This is a genomic window from Corynebacterium vitaeruminis DSM 20294, assembly GCF_000550805.1.
Classification (GTDB): Bacteria; Actinomycetota; Actinomycetes; order Mycobacteriales; family Mycobacteriaceae; genus Corynebacterium; species Corynebacterium vitaeruminis.
Genome location: NZ_CP004353.1, coordinates 1,592,593 through 1,612,233, shown reverse-complemented (window position 1 = coordinate 1,612,233; position 19,641 = coordinate 1,592,593). Strand labels below are relative to the sequence as shown.

The following is a 19,641-nucleotide window of genomic DNA, read 5'->3' as shown; positions in this document are numbered from 1 at the left end:
CTGCTTGTCGACGGCCATGGCGGGCAGTGCCCGTTCATGTTGGAAACGGGGACCTGGGCCGAAGGCGTCGGAAAGCAAATGCAAAAACAACCACGAGATGCCTGTGATGAGCAGGCTGAACATCGTTTAAACGGGCAAGAGTGTGCCGGCGGGAGAAAAACTCGCGCAAACGGGGGGTTGATAGCGGGAATAGAATTAAGGAACACTAGTGTTGTCTAAAGGTGTAAGGACTGTAGTAATGCAGGAGGTGAGAACCCACATGTCCCAGACGCATCACGGCTTGAGCGATACCCGGTCCACCGACGGCGAAACCCGCAGGCAGATCATGGAGCTGCTGCTCCAGAAGGGCGCGCTGTCAGCCACGGAGCTCGGGCACATCCTGGGTCTTTCCGCCACCGGAATTCGCAGGCACCTCGACAACCTCGTCGATGAGGGCAGCGCGGAGATCGCGCCCGCCCGCAGGTCGGCGGGGGACCGCTCCCGGGGTCGACCGGCCAAATCCTTCCGGCTCACCGAGCACGGTCGCGGCCAGTTCGGCCACAACTACGACTCGCTGGCGGCGCAGGCGCTGTCCACCCTCCGGGAGACCGGCGGGGACGAGGCAGTCATGGCGTTTGCCCGCAAGCGCGCCGCCGACATCGTGTCCGGAGTGGAGACCCCAAGCGACGAGGATGCAGAGTCCCTGGAAAAGGCGGCGCAGGCGGTGGTAGACGCGTTCAGCAAGAACGGTTACGCGGCCACCGTCACCAATGCCGGTCAGGGCGTCCAGATCTGCCAGCACCACTGCCCGATCGCGGGCGTGGCGGCGGAGTTCCCCGAGCTCTGCGAGGCGGAACACGAGGTCATCGCCAGCCTGCTGGGCCACCACGTCCAGCCGTTGGCCTCGATCGCGGACGGGCACGGCATCTGCACGACGAACATCCCCATCACCTCGATAGTGAAAACTCACCCACACCTCCCGAAGAAAGGAGCGGTTCATGACTCAGGCGACGAGTAATCCCGGTGTCGCTGCACCTTCTGGACCCGCAACCGACGACGAGATCATCCAGTCCATCGGCGCGTACGAATACGGCTGGCATGACTCTGATACCGCTGGACAGGCAGCCCACCGCGGCCTCAGCGAGGACGTCGTTCGCGACATCTCGGCCAAGAAGAACGAGCCGGAATGGATGCTCGAATCCCGCCTGAAGGCTCTTCGGGTATTCAATAAGAAGCCCGTGCCGACGTGGGGTCCGGACCTCTCCGCCATCGACTTCGACAACATCAAGTACTTCGTGCGCTCCACGGAGAAGCAGGCGACCACGTGGGACGACCTGCCCGAGGACATCAAGAACACCTACGACAGGCTGGGCATTCCGGAGGCGGAGAAGAAGCGCCTCGTCTCCGGCGTGGCCGCCCAGTACGAGTCCGAGGTGGTCTACCACAAGATCCGCGAGGACCTCGAGGCCCAGGGCGTGATCTTCGTCGACACCGACACCGCGGTCCAGCAGTACCCGGAGATCCTCCAGGAGTACTTCGGCACCGTCATTCCGGCTGGCGACAACAAGTTCTCCGCGCTCAACAACGCCTGCTGGTCGGGCGGCTCCTTCGTGTACGTTCCGAAGGGCGTCCACGTGGACATCCCGCTGCAGGCCTACTTCCGCATCAACACGGAGAACATGGGTCAGTTCGAGCGCACGCTCATCATCGTCGAGGAGGACGCCTACGTCCACTACGTCGAGGGGTGCACCGCGCCGATCTACAACTCCGACTCCCTGCACACGGGCGTCATCGAGATCGTCGTGAAGAAGGGCGGCCGCTGCCGCTACACCACCATCCAGAACTGGTCGACCAACGTCTACAACCTGGTCACCCAGCGCGCCAAGGTGGAAGAGGGCGGCACCATGGAGTGGGTCGACGGCAACATCGGCTCCAAGGTCACCATGAAGTACCCGTCGTGCTGGCTGGTCGGCGAGCACGCCAAGGGTGATGTGCTCTCCCTCGCGTTCGCCGGCGAGGGCCAGGTGCAGGACACCGGTTCGAAGATGCTGCACATGGCGCCGCACACGTCTTCGAGCATCGTGTCCAAGTCCGTCGCCCGCGGCGGTGGCCGCGCCGCCTACCGCGGCCAAGTGAAGGTGATGAACAACGCCCACCACTCCACGGCCAACGTCGAGTGCGACGCCCTGCTGGTGGACAACATCTCCCGCTCGGACACCTACCCCTACAACGACATCCGCAACGACCACGTGTCGCTTGGCCACGAGGCCACCGTCTCGCAGGTGTCGGAGGAGCAGCTGTTCTATCTGCAGTCGCGAGGAATCGCCGGCGACGAGGCCATGGCCATGATCGTCCGCGGCTTCGTCGAGCCAATCGCCAAGGAGCTCCCGATGGAGTACGCCCTCGAGCTCAACCGCCTCATTGAACTGCAGATGGAAGGATCGGTGGGTTAACCAATGACCTCCGCACTCAAGCAGAACTCGACCGTTCACAACACCAAGGGTGACCTCTTCCGCTCCTTCGATGTCGCCGACTTCGCGGAGCCGCACTTCAAGGACGAGGTCTGGCGCTTCATGCCGCTTCGCCGCCTGCGCGGCCTCGGCGACGGCTCCTTCGCCCCGGCCACCACGCCGGACGTGACGATCACCGTCCCGGAGGGGGCCCAGGGAGTCACCACCGACGTGCTCCCGCTCGATGACCCGCGCGTCGGCCGCACCGGCGCGCCGATCGACCGCGTCGGGGCCCAAGCCTTCACCGCCGCCCAGGCGGCGCGCTTCGTGAGCTTCGCCAAGGACAGCGTCAACGCCGAGCCCGTCCTCGTCAGCGTCAAGGGCAGGGGCGAGGGGGTTACCTCCTTCGGCCACCTCGTTATTGAGGTCGAGGCCGGGGCGGACGCCGTGGTCGACCTGCGTTACACCGGCTCCGGCACCCACGCGGACAACGTCGAGTTCGTGATCGGCCACAACGCCAAGCTCACCGTGATCGTGGACGCCTCCTGGGCGGACGACGCGGTCCACCTTTCGGGCCAGCAGGCCGTGCTCGGTCGCGACGCCACGCTGCGCCACACCACCGCCGTCTTCGGCGGCGAGATCGTCCGCCTCGTGCCCCGCGTGCAGTTCACCGCCCCCGGCGGCGACGCGGAGCTGCTCGGCGTCTACTTCGCCGACGACGGCCAGTTCTTCGAGCAGCGCCTGCTCGTGGACCACTCGGTCCCGAACTGCCGCTCCAACGTGCTCTACAAGGGTGCGCTGCAGGCCATCCCCGGCTCCGACAAGCCCGACGCCCACACCGTGTGGGTCGGCGACGTGCTCATCCGCCACGACGCGCAGGGCACCGACACCTACGAGGCCAACCGCAATCTCGTGCTCACCGAGGGCGCCCGCGCGGACGCGGTCCCGAACCTCGAGATCGAGACCGGCGAGATCGTCGGCGCAGGCCACGCGGCCACCGTCGGGCGCTTCGACGACGAGCAGGAGTTCTACCTCATGTCGCGCGGCATCCCGCCAGAGGAGGCCCGCCGCCTCATCGTCCGCGGCTTCTTCTCCGAGGTCATCGGCCGCATCCCCGTGGAGTCCATCCGCGAGGAGCTGGAGAACCGAGTCAGCGCCGAACTGGAAACCCTGCGTGCGCAGCAGGCAACTAACTAAAAAGCTACGAACCCGAAAGTACTTTCATGAGCACTCTTGAAATCCGCAACCTGCACGCACAGGTCATCCCCACAGATGAGAACGCCGCCCCCAAGGAGATCCTCAAGGGCGTGAACCTGACCATCAAGTCCGGCGAGACTCACGCCATCATGGGACCCAACGGCTCCGGCAAGTCCACCCTCGCCTACACCCTGGCCGGCCACCCGCGCTACGAGGTGACCGAGGGCGAGGTGCTCTTGGACGGTGTCAACATCCTGGAGCTCGAGGTCGACGAGCGCGCCCGCGCTGGCCTCTTCCTGGCCATGCAGTACCCGACCGAGATCCCCGGCGTGTCCATGTCCAACTTCCTGCGCTCCGCCGCCACCGCCGTCCGCGGCGAGGCCCCGAAGCTGCGCGATTGGATCAAGGAGGTCCGCGGGGCCCAGGACGCGCTGTCCATCGACAAGGCCTTCGGCGAGCGCTCGGTGAACGAGGGCTTCTCCGGCGGCGAGAAGAAGCGCCACGAGGTCCTCCAGCTCGAGCTGCTCAAGCCCAAGTTCGCGGTCATGGACGAGACCGACTCCGGCCTCGACGTCGACGCCCTGCGCATCGTCTCCGAGGGCATCAACCGCTACCAGGAGAACAACGACGGCGGCATCCTCATGATCACGCACTACAAGCGCATCCTGAACTACGTCGAGCCCGACTTCGTTCACGTTTTCGCCAACGGCCACATCATCACCTCGGGCGGCCCGGAGCTGGCCGACGAGCTTGAGGCCCACGGCTACGACCGCTTCCTGAAGTAAGATTTCTCCCCCGCACGCACGTGCTTGTCGACGCTTCGCGGGGGAGCATTAGCCTCATACGCAGCAGAATCGAACAGTATGTCTGAACTTTCCAACTCCTACGTGCGTGCCGACGGCACCCTGGACTCCGAGCGCATCCGTGCCGAGTTCCCCATCCTGTCACGCACCGTGCGCGACGAGCGTCCGCTGGTCTACCTCGACTCGGGCGCGACCTCGCAGCGCCCGGAGCGCGTCTGGCGCGCGGAGGAACGCTTCGTCCTGCACACCAACGCGCCCGTCCACCGCGGCGCCTACCAGCTGGCGGAGGAGGCCACCGACGCCTACGAGGACGCCCGCGAGGCCATCGCCGCCTTCGTGGGGGCGGAGTCCTACGAGCTTGCGTTCACAAAGAACGCCACCGAGGCGCTCAACCTCGTCGCCTACACCCTGGGCGACGATCGCGCGGGCGAGCTTCAGGTCACGGAGGGCGACACCGTGGTGGTCACCGAGCTGGAGCACCACGCCAACCTCGTCCCGTGGCAGGAGATGTGCCGCCGCACGGGCGCCACGCTCAAGTGGTACAAGGCCACCGAGGACGGCCGCATCGACCTCGACTCCCTCGAGCTCGACGAGACCGTCAAGGTTTTGGCGTTTACCCATCAGTCCAACGTGACCGGCGCGATCTCCGATGTGGAGGAGCTCGTGCGGCGCGGCCGCGCGGTCGGAGCCACCATCGTGTTGGATGCCTGTCAGTCGGTCCCGCACATGCCGGTCGACTTCCACGCACTCGACGTCGACTTCGCCGCGTTTTCCGGGCACAAGATGTGCGGCCCGTCCGGTGTTGGCGCGCTCTACGGGAAGGCGGAGCTGCTCGACAAACTGCCGCCCTTCCTCACCGGCGGCTCGATGATCGAGGTGGTCACCATGGAGAAGACCACCTTCGCCGCCCCGCCGCAGCGCTTCGAGGCCGGCACCCAGATGACCAGCCAGGTCGTGGGCTTGGGCGAGGCCGTGAAGTTCCTGTCCGAGGTCGGCATGGAGAACATCGCCGCGCACGAGCACGCGCTCACGGCCTATGCGCTGGAGAAGCTCCAGGCGATCCCGGGCGTGCGCATCATCGGCCCGACCACCGCCGAGAACCGCGGCAGCGCGCTGAGCTTCACCGTCGACGGGATCCACCCGCACGACCTGGGCCAGCTGCTCGACAACCACGGCGTGTGCATCCGCGTCGGCCACCACTGCGCGTGGCCGGTGCACCGCAGCCTGAACGCCCAGTCGACGGCCCGCGCGTCCTTCTACCTGTACAACACGCTGGCGGAGGTCGACGCGCTGGCGGAGGCCATCGTCGAGGCGAAGAAGTTTTGGGGAGTGGAGGAGTAGCCCATGAACATGGAGTCCATGTACCAGGAAGTGATCCTCGATCACTACAAGAACCCGCAGCACGCGGGCCTGCGCGAGCCTCACGACTGCGAGGTCCACCACGTCAACCCGTCCTGCGGCGACGAGCTGACCCTGCGCGTGAAGCTGTCCGGCGACGGATCCACCGTCGAGGACGTGTCCTACGAAGCCGAGGGCTGCTCGATCAGCCAGGCGTCGACCTCGGTGATGGCCGAAGAGGTCATCGGCCTCAAGGTCGAGGACGCGATGGCCAAGCTCGAGGACTTCGAGAAGATGATCACCTCCCGCGGCAAGTACGAGGGCGACGAGGATCTGATCGGCGACGGCATCGCTTTCTCGGGCGTTGCCAAGTACCCCGCCCGCGTGAAGTGTGCGCTGCTTGGCTGGAAGGCCTTCCAGGCGGCGACGGCAGAAGCATTGGAGGAAAAATGAGTGAAGAAAACACCCCGGTAGAAGGTCAGGGCGCAACCGAGCCCGCCGCTGCCGACAGCACCGCGGTCGAGTCCTCGCTCGCCGACGCCGGCCTGCCCGAGCGCCCGCCGCAGACGGATGCGGACATCGCGAAGGCCGCCGAGGTCGAGGAGTACATGCGCGACGTCATCGACCCCGAGCTGGGGATCAACGTCGTCGACCTGGGCCTCGTCTACGACATCTGGATGGAAAACGGCAACGAGGCGCAAATCTCCATGACACTGACCTCGCCCGCCTGCCCGCTCACCGACGTCCTCGAGGACCAGGCGCAGACCGCCGTCGTCGGCAACGGCATCGCGGAGAAGCTCACCATCAACTGGGTATGGATGCCGCCGTGGGGCCCGCACATGATCTCCGAAGAGGGCCGCGAGATGCTCCGCGCGATCGGCTTCTCCGTCTAGTTTTTCGCTTCTCGACGCCTATCGGCTAGGAACCTTTGGGCGTCGATAAGCGAAAATTCCTATCTGCTAAGCTGGCTCTTCGTGATTGTGACCAACGACTTTGAAGTGCGCGTCGGCGCCCGAACCCTGCTTAATGCCCCTGGCCAGCACCTTCGCGTGCAGCCGGGCGACCGCATCGGGCTCGTTGGTCGAAACGGCGCGGGCAAGACCACGACCATGCGCATCCTGGCGGGGGAGACCGAGCCCTACGGCGGATCCGTGACCCGCTCCGGCGACATCGGCTACCTGCCGCAGGACTCCCGCGAGGGCAACATCGAGCAGTCCGCGCGCGATCGCGTGCTTTCTGCCCGCGGCCTGGACTCCATCATGCGCAATATGGAGCGCCAGCAGGAGATTATGGAGACCACCGAGGACGAGCGCAAGCGCAACCAGGCGATCAAGAAGTACTCCCGCCTGGAGGAGCGCTACCACCAGCTTGGCGGATACGAGGCCGCGAGCGAGTGTGCTCAGATCTGCGACAACCTGGGCCTTCCCGAGCGCATCCTCGACCAGCCGCTGAAGACCCTCTCCGGTGGCCAGCGCCGCCGCGTGGAGCTCGCGCAGATCCTGTTCGCCGCCTCGGCCGGTTCCGGCAAGTCGCAGACGACCCTGCTGCTCGACGAGCCGACGAACCACCTCGACGCCGACTCGATCACGTGGCTGCGCGACTTCCTCAAGAAGCACGAGGGCGGCCTCATCATGATCTCCCACGACGTCGAGCTTCTCGACGCCGTGTGCAACAAAGTCTGGTTCCTCGACGCCGTGCGCGCCGAGGCCGACGTGTACAACATGGGCTTTGCCAAGTACAAGGACGCTCGCGCCACCGACGAGGCCCGCCGCCGCCGCGAGCGTGCCAACGCCGAGAAGAAGGCCGACGCCCTGCGCAAGCAGGCCGCCCGCCTCGGCGCCAAGGCCACGAAGGCGGCCGCGGCGAAGCAGATGATCGCGCGCGCCGACCGCATGATGAATAGCCTCGACGAGGTGCGCGTGGCCGACCACGTCGCCCACATCACCTTCCCCGAGCCCGCCCCCTGTGGCAAGACCCCGCTATTCGCCAAGGGCCTGACCAAGATGTACGGCTCGCTCGAGGTCTTCGCGGGCGTGGACCTAGCCGTGGACAAGGGTTCGCGCGTGGTGGTGCTCGGCTTCAACGGCGCGGGCAAGACCACGTTGCTCAAGCTTCTCGCTGGCGTGGAGCGCACCGACGGCGAGGGCGGCATCGTCACCGGCCACGGCCTGAAGATCGGTTACTTCGCCCAGGAACACGACACCATCGACCCGAACAAGACGGTGTGGGAGAACACCATCGAGGCCTGCCCCGAGGCGGGCGAGCAGGACCTGCGTGGACTGCTCGGCGCGTTCATGTTCTCCGGCGAGCAGCTCGACCAGCCCGCTGGCACCCTCTCCGGCGGTGAGAAGACCCGCCTCGCGCTCGCCGCGCTCGTCTCCTCCCGCGCCAACGTCCTGCTTCTCGACGAGCCCACGAACAACTTGGACCCTGTCTCCCGCGAGCAGGTCCTCCAGGCCCTGCACACCTACAAGGGAGCCGTCGTGCTCGTCACCCACGATCCCGGCGCCGTGCGCGCGCTCGAGCCCGAGCGCGTCATCGTGCTGCCCGATGGCGACGAGGACCTGTGGAACGACTCGTATATGGAGATCGTGGAGCTGGCCTAAACTGACCTGCATAAACACAGCTAAACCGCCCTTTTAAGAGGAACAAATCCCGCAAAAATCCCGCAAGAACTCACCACCCCACCAATAGCCGCCCGCGTCACATCATCCGAAGCAGGCCAAATATGCGCATAAACATCTAACGTCACCGACGCCGACGAATACACCAAAATCCTTTGCCTGACATTCACTGGCACCCAATACAGAATCAACTAAGACGCATTGGAATGTTTAGAGTCGTGGAAAATCCACGGCATGCCAAGATGCCTCGCCGCACGACGCACCTCCGCATTCGACGTCGCAGCAGGATACGGAGTACCCCGAGACGTCTGAAACACCCAATCATCCATGGAAATCACCCATCCAATTCTTCTCGGATGGGCTACTTTTCCACCGTCACTGACACCCTTCCCCTCCACCAGCGGCAAAAGCACACGCACCAAGTCATCAGCAATCGGAACATCACGCACCGACGTCTGAGTCTTCGGCTAAATCCGGTGTTTCCCGTCCCGATGCAGCTGCTGTGTGACGTGAATGACCTGCCCGTTTAGATCAACATCTGAGACGATGAGCCCGCATAGCTCAGAGTTGCGCATCCCCGTCCCTACTGCTGCGGACACCATAGAGGCCAGAACCGGCTGCGGAGTCGTGCAGTGTGTTACCTATTTCTGCTTCCCACGCCGAGCTGAGTATGCCTCATAGGAGGCTCTACCGGTGTTGATGAGCGACACGATTCGCCGTACATCGTCGACTGTGGGAATGTCCTTCTCCCGGATCGCTTGACTACTTTTTGCCGGCACCTTGACGGGGTTGCGTTATAGGATACCGCTTTTGATCGCGTAGTTGTAGGCGGAGAACAGCCTCACCATGTGCTCTCTAGCAGACGACCCGGCAATGGAGGTGCCGTCCATCCATGGTCTCCCGTGGATCAGCTGTGAGTTCCAGGCGTCGATCATGATGGTCGTAGCAGCGGTCGCCGGGTAGTGTCCCTCAGATGCTGTCAGCGAGTTCGCACTTAGACTGCTTGTAGGTGTTGGGGCGCCGTCGGAAACATCTCGACCCATCCATGTTCGGCATAGCTTGAGCAACGTTGTTTTTCAGTGTTTCGGGGGCAATGTGCGTGCCTCTGCCGTTTCGGTGTAGTTGGTAGGGGTATTCCGCGTAGTTGGTAGGGAGTTTCCGACTAGGTGGTAGGGGCCTTCTTTTCCGGTCATTGTATAGGTGGCGTTGGCACAATCTGTGCCGACGTGTCATCACCTCTTTATGACCTCAAGGAGGGCCTTCATGGCCAACTTCAAGGACATCATGGCAATGTGTTTGGACGGGGCAAGTTATGCTGTCATCTCCGCAGCATTAGGATGCTCGAATCGAGACATTGCCAAAGCCAAGTCACTGATTGCTGACCTCGCAATCACCAAAGAGTCGTTCGCTCAGCTGGATCCAGGGTTCTTCGACCGGCACTTCAGCGATCATCGCGGGGCTCGACGTGAGCGCTACGACCAGCCGGATTTCGAAAAGATCGCCAAACGCCTAGCGAACAACAAGCACCTGACTCGTCATAAGCTCTGGATGGACTACATTGCCACCCCGGCCACCCAAGGCGAGTCCAAATACCAGTACTCCCAATTCTGCGAGCGCCTGCGTGACTACATTCGCACCACCGGCATGACTTCGGTTATCGAACATGATCCTGGTCAAGAACTCTACGTCGACTGGGCAGGCGACAAAGTCTCCATCATCGATCAGGCCACCGATACCGTCGGGATGAGAGCCAGCATCTTCGTAGCCATCTGCCCGTATTCTTCACTGTTGTTTGTGACCGCAACGGCTAATGAGAGGATGGACAACTGGATTGCCTGTCATGTGAAAGCCTTGGAGTACCTCGGCAAACGCCCTGGCATTATCGTGCCTGATAACGCGCCGACTGCTACTTATCGGCCGGTGAAGAGCAAAGCCGCCCGGCGTATTCAGCAGCGCTACGCTGACTTCGCTGACTACTACGACATCCTGATTGTCCCAGCACGACCGGCGAAGCCTAGGGATAAATCAGCGGTAGAACGCGCCGTCCAACTCGTCTACACGCGCATCCTTGGCTACTTCGACGGCGTAACCTTCTATAGTCTCGATGAGCTTAATGAGGCTGTCGCCGAGCGGCTCGACGACATCAACATGCACATGCCCAGGCCAGATGGGCTGACCCGGCGTGAGCTTTTTGATGCCGATGAAGCGCCCATGATGCGCGACCTTCCTGACACCCCATTTGCGGAAGTATCCTGGCGCCACGTCAAAGTCGATCGCAACTGGCACATTTGCTGCGACTACCAGTACTATTCCGTACCTTTCCAGTACATCGGTAAGACTCTGCGGGCACGGTTGACCAACAGCCTGGTCAGTATCTTCGACGGTGACGAACTGATTGCAGAACACAGCCGCATGCATGGCTTTAAGTACCGCTATTCCACGGACCCAGCGCACACCCCAGACAAGGAGATTACTGGGGTGAAACCGCTGACCCGCGATGAGCTTTCTACCCGGGCTTCCTCGTTTGGGCCGGCGACGATGAAGGTCATCGCCATGATCTTGGAACGCAATGCCAAAGCCGTACCTCGCGGACTGCACATGGCTCGTAACGTACTCGTCAAGCTGGGCAACAAGCACAACAAGACCACCTTAGAGCCTGCCTGCCAGCAAGTTCTTGACCATAACCTCGCACCAAACATGCAGGTTATCGCCCGTATTCAAAGCGATATAGCCCGCAACGATCGCACCTTCGACAACACATCAGCAGCCCCGACCGATCAAGCAGCTCACTCGCGCACTGTTGATATCACAGCCATCCCGGATGCGGTGTACCTGCGCCCGGCAAGCCACTACGACACACCAAAGAAGACCCCGAAGAAGAAGGAGGACTAAGCCATCATGACCACCATCACCCTTGACGATGATATTCGTGCAACACTGCGCAAACTGAGGCTTTCGACCTTCGCTGACATCTTCTTTAACCTTGCCGCCGCCGATGAAACCAACACCGCACTACCTGAGGAGATCTTCCTCAAGGCTGTAGAAGAAACCGCGACCAAGCGTCGGCAGAACAACATCACCAAAGCCATTGCCCAGGCAAAGTTCCGGTACCCCGGTGCTACGCTGACCGAACTCATCAACCCTGATGAACGAGGACTGAACTTACGCCAGCTCAAGCGGATGGCCGCAACTCCGTGGCGCGATCAACCATCCAACGTGCATGTACTTGCCCCGACAGGTGCCGGCAAAACCTACATTGCCTGTGCCATTGGCGTTGCCGCCTGTCAGGCTGACTACAGCGTCGCTTACTATCGACTGGATCAGCTCGTCGATGAATTAGCGGCCTTCTCGCCAGCAGATGATCGTTATGTAGCCAAAATGCGCCGACTACAAAACATTGATGTGCTCATCCTCGATGATTTCCTGACCATAGGAATCAACCAGCGCGGACAAGAAGACCTAACCAAGATCATATTCGACCGCGATGGCAGACTACCGACCATCATCGTTTCCCAGACAACCGCCGCCTACTGGATCAAAAAGCTGCCCGACCCCGTCGGCGCGGACTCGCTGGTTAGCAGACTCAACGCCGGACAACGCATCGAACTCGGTGACTATGACATGCGCCAGCACCTCGCAAGCACCGTACGCGGTACAGCCGAATAACCGATCACACGAACGACTCGGCAACTAGCACCTAAAGGGACTGGTTGCCGAGCCCTACCACTTCGCCGGAAACCGGCCCTACCAACGGCCCGTAACACCCCTACCAACAAGCCGCACCCAGCAGCCTCGGCGAACATCGGGTTTCTAGTCGGTTAATCACTTTTTGGCTTCGCGTTCCTTCTCGAAGTCTTTTAGTGTTCCTTGCCTCCGGCGTCGCGGTAGCGTGCGATGGAGCGGGTTTTTCCGTTTTTGAGGACTCGTCGTTGGATGGCCATTTAGTATGCTTCTCCTTGATAGCCAGCGCTGTTGTCGTGCGCTAGGCGCCGATTCCGGACATGTGTGTCTGAGTTGAGGCGGAAACACCTCTTCGGTGCGCCCCTCACCAATGCTTCCCAGGGCAGGTGAGGGGCGTTTTCTTATTTGTAAACGCCAGCTTCTACAGCTCTGTCGTATGTGAAGTGCTCATAGCCGTTTTCATATAATGAAGGTATTGCGCGTCGAAAAGGACAAGCTGCCCATCGTCCATGTGGAGTTGTTTTATGAATGAGACAGAGCAGGAACTAGCTTTCAAGGTCTATCAAGAGCGGCTTTGGGATAATTTGGGCGTGCGCAAGCCTGGCGATCCTCCGACAAATCTGCCTGCGCTACTTAATGATCTAGGAGTGAAGGGGAAACCTGCGGTGGAGCAGCGTGCTGCGGTGGAGGAGTGGCTGAAAGATAACGAGCCGATAGGTTTGCTGAGGCTTCAGATTCGCCGACTCGATGGCTTGCTGGGATAGCGTTCGCGGAGAACTCGTGTGATTTGGAGTTGCTGAGAGGGGAGTCCAGAGTGCTTTTGCATCGCATCATCGTTGACATGGTTGCCACTGATGATGGTGACATGGCTGTTGAGATTGAGACGCAAGGCAATCCTCCGTTTGTGATGGCTCTGGGCATGCTAGACCTAGCCCGTGACGAGATGTACCGTCGGATTGATGATGAAGATTAGCGCCGCCTAGTTGGTAGGTGACTGGGTTCGATTCCCAGCGGCTGCACTCAAAACCCCTAACCAGGGAACGTTTTCTGGTTAGGGGTTTTGTCATGCCCGGAACGGGCGGAAACCCCTGAAAAAGGAGAAGAAAAGTGAACAAGAAAACCTGCCCCTGGCTTCGCTTCATCGAAGGCCCCGACGGGAAAGCCGCGCCAGCTGCAACTGGTGCAAAGGATGCAACTGCGTCTCCGAATGAGGTTGCTGAGGCCAAGGAAGGATCCACAGATGAGGTGGGGGTCCATGTTTGGTGGGCCGTGGGGACTTGCTCTCGCTGATGCCACCGCTGCTGTCATGGCGATCGTCGACGCCAACAACAAAACAGATCAGGCTCAGGGAAGCATTGCCGCGTCAGCCCGAGACGCCGCTGAAGCAGTCACCACCTACTACTCGGAGATCGTGGAGCTGGCTTAGACATAATCGTGCATCCTTGCGTTCTGTGACCTATCTAGGCGGATTCTCGTGCGTGTGTGCGTAACGTTGAGAGCTTCGTAAGCCAATGGGAACGCGGCCGAGTGAACAACCTTTGTGAGCGGTGCGTTCTTGCAGAAGTGTGGCAGCCGCCAAACGCCGCCACGCCAGCTGTCGCCGAGGAAGTTTACGATGGTATCGACTGTTCTCACTGTCAGTTCACGATGAATGCTACGAGAAGATGGGATGATCTAAGTGGATACCCCTGATCAGATTGCCATTTACACAACTGCGGATGGCGCCACGCAGGTGCGTCTTCAATTAAAGGAGGGCACAGCATGGCTCAACCAAAAGCAGATTGCTGAACTTTTCGACGTTGGGGTTCCAACGGTGAGCAAGCACTTGAAAACACTCTTCGAGGAGGGTGAGCTCTCGCGCGAAGCAACTATTTCCAAAATGGAAAATGTTGCTCTTGAACAGGGAAGAAGCGTTCGGAGGCGTATCGAGCACTATAGTCTTGATGCGATTCTAGCCGTTGGTTACAGAGTGCGAGGGCCACGTGGCACCCAATTCAGAAAATGGGCGACCGAGGTTCTTCGAGAATATCTAGAAAAGGGATTCGTGCTCGATGATCAACGTCTGAAGAACGACGGGGCAGACTCTCACTTTGACGAACTTCTCGAGCGCGTTCGCGAAATTCGCACGTCGGAGCGCCAATTCTTCAGAAAGGTCTGTGACGTTATCGCAGCGACCAGCGCAGATTACGAAGAGACCAAGTCGTACGAAACAGTACGGAGATTCTTCGCGGGTATTCAAAACAGACTCCACTTTGCAACCCATGGGCAAACCGCTGCAGAACTCATTTATTCACGTGCGGACCGTGACAAGCCCAATGCTGGACTCACAGTTTGGTCGGGCGAAGAACCGCACAAGGGTGACATGAAAGTGGCAAAGAATTTCCTCACGGAAGACGAGTCAAGGAGAATGAGGCGATTAACGTCAATGTTTCTTGATTACGCGGAAGACCAGGCGGAAATGAGGAAGACGATGCTGTTGAAAGATTGGATGGCGAAGACGGATGCTTGGCTCGTTTTCAATGATCGCGAGGTTCTCGAAGGCAATGGAACGCGCAGTCACGAGCAGGCAATGGACAAGGCAAATACCGAATGGGATGCGTATCTTGACCGACGTGATCGAGAGGTCAATGAGATCGATATGCGGCAGCTCCAAGCTGAGGTCGAGGCAATAAGACGGAGAAAACAAGTCGAGTAGGGGGAGTTCGTCCTTCTAAGGTCTACCCCGGGCCGTCAGTTTTGGGCCTCACTCTCGGCGTACCATTAACACCATGAACTGCCGCAAGAAATGCGCCTCGTCGGAATCCTGCCACTGCACCTGCTGCTCGCGAGGGCGCGCCGAGAAGACCAAGTGGTCGGATCTGCCCCATAAGCAAAAGAACCTGATCTACGCGCTCGTCCCTCTCGACTTGGGGCTTAAGGCAGCAGCGTGGCACTTCCTCTACCACCTGCCCAAGGAGCGCATCCGCGGGCCGAAGGCGCTCTGGACCCTGATCACCACCTTGGTGGGCACGTTTGGTCCGTTGGCGTTCCTTCTTGGAGGGATCAAGAAGGACTCGGCCGAGTAAGTGCGAGCAGCTAGCACCGATAATCACCCTCGTTTCTTGGGCTAAGCCAAGTATTTGTTAAGGGTGTGCTTTACTAGGTGCCATGGGTTTATCTACCGCCATCGGCCTGGCCACCTCCGCCGGGCTCAACGCCTACATTCCGCTGCTTGCCTACGGGCTGCTCGCTCGGTACACCGACTTCGTGAGCCTGCCCGAGGGGTGGATGTGGCTCACGGATCCGATCCTGCTGTCGATCGTGGGGGCGCTTCTGCTCATCGAGATCGTCGCCGACAAGGTACCCGCGGTGGACTCGGTCAACGACGTCATCCAGACACTCATCCGACCCACCTCCGGCGGGCTGATGTTCGCCTCCGCCTTCGCGGACGAGACGGTAAGCAGCGGCTCGGTGTTCTCGGAGCCGAAGACGTGGGTCCTACTCGTGGTGGGCTTTGCCGTGGCGCTGGCCATGCATCTGTTCAAGACGACGGCGCGCCCGGCGGTCAACGCGGGAACAGCGGGGCTCGGGGCGCCGGTGGTGTCCACCGCCGAGGACGTCGTCGCGGCGTCGCTGACCGCCACCGCCATCTTCGCCCCCGTGCTCGTGCTCGTGGTGCTTGCTATCGTCCTAGCGCCGGTTGTCTGGATGGTGGTCAAGTTTCGCCAGCGCGTCGACAAGCGAAGGCAACGAGAGCTCAGCTACTAGAAAACCGGCCCCACCGAATGTGCAGGTGGGGCCGGTTCTTTGCTAGTTGCGGAAGCCGTGGACCGGGGCGGGGATGTAGCCGCCGCGGTTGATGAATTCGGCGTTGTCCACGGTGGATACCGGGATGACCGGGGCGTAGCCGAGCAGACCGCCGAAGTTGACCTCGTCGCCGGGCTTGGTGCCGGGCACCGGGATGACGCGCACCGCGGTGGTCTTATGGTTCATCACGCCGATGGCCGCCTCGTCGGCGATCATGCCGGAGATGAGCTCCGCGGAGGTGTCGCCGGGGATGGCGATCATGTCGAGGCCGACGGAGCAGATCGCCGTCATGGCCTCGAGCTTCTCGATGGAGATGTTGCCCGCGCGCACCGAGTCGATCATGCCCTTGTCCTCAGAGACCGGGATGAAGGAGCCGGACAGGCCGCCGACGCGGGAGCAGGCCATCATGCCGCCCTTCTTCACCGCGTCGTTGAGCAGCGCGAGCGCGGCGGTGGTGCCGTGGGTGCCCACCTGCGCCAGGCCCATGTGCTCCATGATGTGGGCGACGGAGTCGCCGAGCTCGGCGGTGGGCGCCAGCGAGAGGTCGACGATGCCGAACGGCACGCCGAGGCGCTCGGAGGCCATGGTGCCCACCAGCTGGCCAGCGCGGGTGATCTTGAAGGCGGCCTTCTTGATCGCCTCGGCGACCTCGTTGAGGGTCGCGCCGTCGAGGTCGCCGAGCGCGCGGTTGACCACGCCGGGGCCGGAGACGCCGACGCTGACCACGCAGTCGGCCTCCTCCACGCCGTGGAAGGCGCCGGCCATGAACGGGTTGTCGCCGACGGCGTTGGCGAAGACGACCAGCTTCGCGCAGGCGATGGCCGAGTCATCGGCGGTGAGCGCTGCCGCCTCCTTGACCACCTGGCCCATCGTGCGAACTGCGTCCATGTTGATGCCCGCGCGAGAGGAGCCGATGTTGACCGAGGAGCAGACCACGTCGGTGACCGTCAGCGCCTTCGGGATGGAGCGGATGAGCCGCTCGTCGCCGGGGGTCATGCCCTTTTCCACCAGCGCCGAGTACCCGCCGATGAAGTTGACGCCGACCTCCTTGGCCGCGCGGTCGAGGGCCTTGGCGATGTCGACCGGGGAGCCCTCGACCGACTGCGCGATGAGCGCGACCGGGGTGACCGAGATGCGCTTGTTGACGATCGGGATGCCGAGCTCGCGCTCGATGCCCTCGCACTCGGAGACGAGGTTCTTGGCCTTGGTGGTGATCTTGTCGTAGATCGCCTCGCAGGTGGCCTCCATGTCGCCGCGGATGCAGTCGAGCAGGCTGATGCCCATGGTGACGGTGCGGATGTCGAGGCGGTACTTCTCGATCATCGCGATGGTCTCGAGGATGCTCGAGTTGGAGTGGTGAATAGTCATTGCGCGACGCTACCCCTAGATCACGTTCATTGCGTCGAAGATGGCCTGCGACTGGATGCGGATGACCAGCGCTTCCTTCTCACCGACCTCGTCCATGCGCTTCTGGATGGTGGCGATGTCGACCTCGTTCTCGTCGAAGGCGACGTGGAGGATCATGGTGAAGTACTCGCCCATGAGGGTCTGGGAAACATTGTGAATGTTGACGTTCATCTCCGCGCACGCGGTGGAGACGGCGGCGATGATTCCGGTGTGGTCAACGCCCGTGACGGTCATAATGGCAAACATGTTTTCTCATGTTACGCCACCGGAGCCCACGCTTCCGCATAGACTGGCGAGAGTGCACACGCCTTCAAGCCTCACCTATCCCGACCGGCTGCTTCTGTCCTCCGTGGCGCTCGCCCGCGGCGAGGACGTCGCGGTGCCGGGCAGGAGGTGGCACAAAGACGTCTACTCGCGCGAGGTGGGGCGCGGCATCGAGGCGTTTCGCTCGTTGGTGGTTGCGCATAGGCTTTTCGACGTTCACCGAGCGGCTGGGTTGCGGGCCTGCAGGGAGGGGACCCTGCTTCGGCTGCGGCTTGGTCCGCTGCTCAACCCCTGCAGCATCCTCGTCGACCGCCTCTATTCCTCGGACGGCGCGCCTTGGGCGTCGACAAGCGACGTGCAGGAGGAACTGGCGGCGCTGAACGAGCGAGTCGAGCTGCCGGTTTTCGCGGGCTCGCGCGCGGAGTACGTGTTCGTGTACGGCACGCTGCCTAGGCACGTGGAAACCGGGGAGGAGGCGTTCATCATCGCGCTGGGGGCCGACGACACCGTCACTGTGACGATTAGGGCCGTCTCCGCCCCAGGGTGGTGGGCGGCAAGGCTGTGCCCGCCGCTGACCCGGCTGGGACAGAAGCTGCTCACCAGGAGATACCTGCGCGCCTACGAGCGCTTCGGGCGGGCTGGCTCGCGCCCAGGTTAACGCGCGCCCGAGCAGACGTCGACGAAGTTGCGCAGCACCTGGTGGGCCGGCGAGTAGTCGTGGCGGCTGATCTCCTGGACGATGTGGTCGTACTCGGCGGGGGAGAAGTACCCGTAGTCGAAGTAGTAATCCATGCGGGTCTGCATGGCGGCCGCGTCCATCTCGGCGTGGAATTGGCAGGCCCAGCTGGTCTCGTTCGCGCGGACGATCTGCACCGGGCAGGAGGGGCCGGTGGCCAGCAGCTCGGCGCCGCGGCCGACGGTGACGGCGTTCTCCGTGTGGCCGGTCAGAGCCAGGAACTCCTCGGGCAGGCCGCGGGTGAGGCGGTCCGTCTGTCCCGCCTGGGTGAGCTGCACGACGGTCGCTCCGGAATTCTCGGCGTACTCGCGGTTGATCGTGCCGCCGGTCAGGTGCGCGAGCAGCGTGTTGCCGAAGCAGAGGAAGAAGGTCGGCTGCGGGTTTTCCAGGAGCGCACCGAGCTCTTGGTGGACGCGGTGCTGCCAGGCGGAGTACTCCTCGCTCGAGACGAGCAGGGGGCTGCCGCCGACGATGATCCCCTGGAAATCCTCGGTTTCCCCCACGCTCTTGAACTCGTCGTCCAGCATTCGCTGAGTGAGCTGAGCCGTGTTCAGGCCGGTGGCCTTGAGGACGTCAGAGTACTCGGCGGCGGCGATCTCGGCGCCGGTGCGTGGAGAAACGAGGAGGATATTGACCATAAGGGAAAATCTTAGTAAGAAAGGCGCCGCCGGAGGAAATCTTGAATGTTCCTCTCAGGCGGCGCCGTGAAAATGGGGGAGGGGTGGCGGTTAGGCCGTACGTGCGGGGGCACGCACGCTCGACTCGACGAGGCTCAAGACCGCCTCGAGGTCCTTGGTCGACGCTCCCGAGGCGAGCCTCGTGATGAACCCGTCGAGAACCGTTTCGAGGTAGGTGTGCAGCACCTCGATGGGCACGTCGTCGCGCATGGACCCGAGCTTTGCATTGTGCTCGAGGCGGCGCAGGACCGCCTCGTCGAGCACCTGCTGGTGCGCCTGCCACTTGGCGCGGAACACCGGGTCGGTGCGCAGCATCTTGGTGATCTCGAGCCTGGTTGCCAGCCAGTCGTAGCGCTCGGGGTGGTCGAGCATGTCGCGCATGACCTCGACGAGGCCGTTGTCCGCGACGACCTCGGCCATGCGGGCGGCGTCCTCGCGGGCGAGGGCGAGGAAGAGGTTTTCCTTGTCCCCGAAGTGGTGGAAAATCGCGCCGCGCGACTTGCCGGTGGCCTCCTCGAGGCGGCGAACGGTGGCCCCCTCGTAGCCGTGCTCGGCGAAGCACTTGCGGGCACCCTCAAGGATCTCATGGCGGCGGGAGTTGAGCTCGGCATTGCTCACGACTGGCATGACGCATCCTTTCAGGAAGAGAAAATAAGAACAACGGTGAAATTGGGTGAGGGGCCGGCCACGATGGGTCGG

At 62.1% G+C, this 19,641-nt stretch carries 21 protein-coding genes and 1 pseudogene; 17 read left to right on the top strand and 5 right to left on the bottom strand.

The genetic code is table 11. The annotated features are described in order from the left end of the window. Nucleotides 1-238 precede the first annotated feature (238 nt). From B843_RS07395 to B843_RS07360, 8 genes and pseudogenes are all read left to right on the top strand, one after another. Nucleotides 239-981, top strand: a pseudogene (locus tag B843_RS07395) (helix-turn-helix transcriptional regulator). Beyond that, nucleotides 978-2,432 (top strand): Fe-S cluster assembly protein SufB, encoded by a 1,455-nt coding sequence (sufB, locus tag B843_RS07390; RefSeq protein WP_025252873.1) that lies wholly within the window; start codon nt 978-980, stop codon nt 2,430-2,432. Before B843_RS07395 ends, sufB begins: the two are co-directional and overlap by 4 nt. 3 nt (nt 2,433-2,435) lie before the next feature. Further along, on the top strand, nt 2,436-3,626 hold the full coding sequence (sufD, locus tag B843_RS07385; RefSeq protein ID WP_025252872.1) for a Fe-S cluster assembly protein SufD: 1,191 nt from the start codon (nt 2,436-2,438) through the stop codon (nt 3,624-3,626). A 26-nt stretch (nt 3,627-3,652) separates the two neighbouring features. Next, nucleotides 3,653-4,411 carry a Fe-S cluster assembly ATPase SufC gene (gene sufC / locus B843_RS07380; protein ID WP_025252871.1) on the top strand — a complete coding sequence of 253 codons (759 nt, stop codon included), beginning with the start codon at nt 3,653-3,655 and terminating at the stop codon, nt 4,409-4,411. 78 nt (nt 4,412-4,489) lie between these two features. Then, complete coding sequence (locus tag B843_RS07375; RefSeq protein WP_025252870.1) at nt 4,490-5,770, top strand: cysteine desulfurase; 1,281 nt, start codon at nt 4,490-4,492, stop codon at nt 5,768-5,770. 3 nt (nt 5,771-5,773) lie between these two features. After that, nucleotides 5,774-6,220, top strand: coding sequence for a Fe-S cluster assembly sulfur transfer protein SufU (gene sufU / locus B843_RS07370; protein ID WP_025252869.1), 447 nt, complete (start codon nt 5,774-5,776; stop codon nt 6,218-6,220). Continuing rightward, nucleotides 6,217-6,660, top strand: coding sequence for a metal-sulfur cluster assembly factor (locus B843_RS07365; protein ID WP_025252868.1), 444 nt, complete (start codon nt 6,217-6,219; stop codon nt 6,658-6,660). The genes sufU and B843_RS07365 overlap by 4 nt, the downstream gene beginning before the upstream one ends. Before the next feature lie 81 nt (nt 6,661-6,741). Continuing rightward, complete coding sequence (locus B843_RS07360; RefSeq protein ID WP_025252867.1) at nt 6,742-8,373, top strand: ABC-F family ATP-binding cassette domain-containing protein; 1,632 nt, start codon at nt 6,742-6,744, stop codon at nt 8,371-8,373. Between the two features lie 485 nt (nt 8,374-8,858). On the opposite strand, the gene B843_RS14285 is transcribed toward B843_RS07360, so the two are convergent. Next, nucleotides 8,859-8,993 carry a tyrosine-type recombinase/integrase gene (locus B843_RS14285; protein WP_081751531.1) on the bottom strand — a complete coding sequence of 45 codons (135 nt, stop codon included), beginning with the start codon at nt 8,991-8,993 and terminating at the stop codon, nt 8,859-8,861. A 661-nt stretch (nt 8,994-9,654) separates the two neighbouring features. Between B843_RS14285 and istA the strand changes: the two genes are divergently transcribed. From istA to B843_RS07320, 8 genes are all read left to right on the top strand, one after another. Further along, entirely contained in the window at nt 9,655-11,283 is a 1,629-nt protein-coding gene (istA, locus tag B843_RS07350; RefSeq protein ID WP_025252291.1) for an IS21 family transposase, read from the top strand. Between the two features lie 6 nt (nt 11,284-11,289). Next, nucleotides 11,290-12,057 carry an ATP-binding protein gene (locus B843_RS07345; RefSeq protein WP_025252292.1) on the top strand — a complete coding sequence of 256 codons (768 nt, stop codon included), beginning with the start codon at nt 11,290-11,292 and terminating at the stop codon, nt 12,055-12,057. 539 nt (nt 12,058-12,596) lie between these two features. Next, entirely contained in the window at nt 12,597-12,836 is a 240-nt protein-coding gene (locus B843_RS13815; protein WP_155895121.1) for a hypothetical protein, read from the top strand. Nucleotides 12,837-12,913: 77 nt separating this feature from the next. Then, nucleotides 12,914-13,045, top strand: coding sequence for a hypothetical protein (locus B843_RS14195; protein ID WP_269319735.1), 132 nt, complete (start codon nt 12,914-12,916; stop codon nt 13,043-13,045). A 267-nt stretch (nt 13,046-13,312) separates the two neighbouring features. Beyond that, nucleotides 13,313-13,498: a hypothetical protein gene (locus B843_RS07335; protein WP_025252865.1), complete on the top strand. Its 186-nt coding sequence runs from the start codon at nt 13,313-13,315 to the stop codon at nt 13,496-13,498. A 252-nt stretch (nt 13,499-13,750) separates the two neighbouring features. Then, a complete protein-coding gene (gene rhuM, locus B843_RS13505; RefSeq protein ID WP_081751530.1) occupies nt 13,751-14,767 on the top strand; it encodes a RhuM family protein in 1,017 nt (338 codons plus the stop codon). A gap of 73 nt (nt 14,768-14,840) precedes the next feature. Continuing rightward, nucleotides 14,841-15,137, top strand: coding sequence for a DUF1289 domain-containing protein (locus B843_RS07325; protein WP_025252863.1), 297 nt, complete (start codon nt 14,841-14,843; stop codon nt 15,135-15,137). An 82-nt stretch (nt 15,138-15,219) separates the two neighbouring features. Continuing rightward, on the top strand, nt 15,220-15,819 hold the full coding sequence (locus tag B843_RS07320) for a DUF4126 domain-containing protein (RefSeq protein WP_025252862.1): 600 nt from the start codon (nt 15,220-15,222) through the stop codon (nt 15,817-15,819). A gap of 42 nt (nt 15,820-15,861) precedes the next feature. Here the strand turns inward: B843_RS07320 and B843_RS07315 are convergent, their stop codons facing one another. Then, nucleotides 15,862-17,226 carry a PFL family protein gene (locus B843_RS07315; RefSeq protein WP_025252861.1) on the bottom strand — a complete coding sequence of 455 codons (1,365 nt, stop codon included), beginning with the start codon at nt 17,224-17,226 and terminating at the stop codon, nt 15,862-15,864. A gap of 15 nt (nt 17,227-17,241) precedes the next feature. Beyond that, entirely contained in the window at nt 17,242-17,511 is a 270-nt protein-coding gene (locus B843_RS07310) for an ACT domain-containing protein (RefSeq protein ID WP_025252860.1), read from the bottom strand. Between the two features lie 52 nt (nt 17,512-17,563). Here B843_RS07310 and B843_RS07305 point away from each other — a divergent pair, with 52 nt between their 5' ends. Then, the gene (locus B843_RS07305) at nt 17,564-18,187 is read left to right on the top strand and encodes a DUF1990 family protein (protein ID WP_025252859.1); all 624 of its coding nucleotides are present in this window, start codon (nt 17,564-17,566) and stop codon (nt 18,185-18,187) included. On the opposite strand, the gene B843_RS07300 is transcribed toward B843_RS07305, so the two are convergent. Together B843_RS07300 and B843_RS07295 are read right to left on the bottom strand one after the other, a co-directional pair. Further along, on the bottom strand, nt 18,184-18,903 hold the full coding sequence (locus B843_RS07300) for a glutamine amidotransferase (protein ID WP_025252858.1): 720 nt from the start codon (nt 18,901-18,903) through the stop codon (nt 18,184-18,186). The two genes, B843_RS07305 and B843_RS07300, sit on opposite strands and share 4 nt — an antisense overlap. A gap of 90 nt (nt 18,904-18,993) precedes the next feature. Beyond that, a complete protein-coding gene (locus B843_RS07295) occupies nt 18,994-19,569 on the bottom strand; it encodes a TetR/AcrR family transcriptional regulator (protein ID WP_025252857.1) in 576 nt (191 codons plus the stop codon). Nucleotides 19,570-19,641 lie beyond the last annotated feature (72 nt).

Bases quoted from the DNA above. Each gene is read 5' to 3' on its own strand.
- sufB (WP_025252873.1), top strand. From the start codon at position 978: ATGACTCAGGCGACGAGTAATCCCGGTGTCGCTGCACCTTCTGGACCC.
- sufD (WP_025252872.1), top strand. From the start codon at position 2,436: ATGACCTCCGCACTCAAGCAGAACTCGACCGTTCACAACACCAAGGGT.
- sufC (WP_025252871.1), top strand. From the start codon at position 3,653: ATGAGCACTCTTGAAATCCGCAACCTGCACGCACAGGTCATCCCCACA.
- B843_RS07375 (WP_025252870.1), top strand. From the start codon at position 4,490: ATGTCTGAACTTTCCAACTCCTACGTGCGTGCCGACGGCACCCTGGAC.
- sufU (WP_025252869.1), top strand. From the start codon at position 5,774: ATGAACATGGAGTCCATGTACCAGGAAGTGATCCTCGATCACTACAAG.
- B843_RS07365 (WP_025252868.1), top strand. From the start codon at position 6,217: ATGAGTGAAGAAAACACCCCGGTAGAAGGTCAGGGCGCAACCGAGCCC.
- B843_RS14285 (WP_081751531.1), bottom strand. From the start codon at position 8,993: ATGGTGTCCGCAGCAGTAGGGACGGGGATGCGCAACTCTGAGCTATGC.
- istA (WP_025252291.1), top strand. From the start codon at position 9,655: ATGGCCAACTTCAAGGACATCATGGCAATGTGTTTGGACGGGGCAAGT.
- B843_RS07345 (WP_025252292.1), top strand. From the start codon at position 11,290: ATGACCACCATCACCCTTGACGATGATATTCGTGCAACACTGCGCAAA.
- B843_RS13815 (WP_155895121.1), top strand. From the start codon at position 12,597: ATGAATGAGACAGAGCAGGAACTAGCTTTCAAGGTCTATCAAGAGCGG.
- B843_RS14195 (WP_269319735.1), top strand. From the start codon at position 12,914: ATGGTTGCCACTGATGATGGTGACATGGCTGTTGAGATTGAGACGCAA.
- B843_RS07335 (WP_025252865.1), top strand. From the start codon at position 13,313: ATGAGGTGGGGGTCCATGTTTGGTGGGCCGTGGGGACTTGCTCTCGCT.
- B843_RS07325 (WP_025252863.1), top strand. From the start codon at position 14,841: ATGAACTGCCGCAAGAAATGCGCCTCGTCGGAATCCTGCCACTGCACC.
- B843_RS07320 (WP_025252862.1), top strand. From the start codon at position 15,220: ATGGGTTTATCTACCGCCATCGGCCTGGCCACCTCCGCCGGGCTCAAC.
- B843_RS07315 (WP_025252861.1), bottom strand. From the start codon at position 17,226: ATGACTATTCACCACTCCAACTCGAGCATCCTCGAGACCATCGCGATG.
- B843_RS07310 (WP_025252860.1), bottom strand. From the start codon at position 17,511: ATGTTTGCCATTATGACCGTCACGGGCGTTGACCACACCGGAATCATC.
- B843_RS07300 (WP_025252858.1), bottom strand. From the start codon at position 18,903: ATGGTCAATATCCTCCTCGTTTCTCCACGCACCGGCGCCGAGATCGCC.
- B843_RS07295 (WP_025252857.1), bottom strand. From the start codon at position 19,569: ATGCCAGTCGTGAGCAATGCCGAGCTCAACTCCCGCCGCCATGAGATC.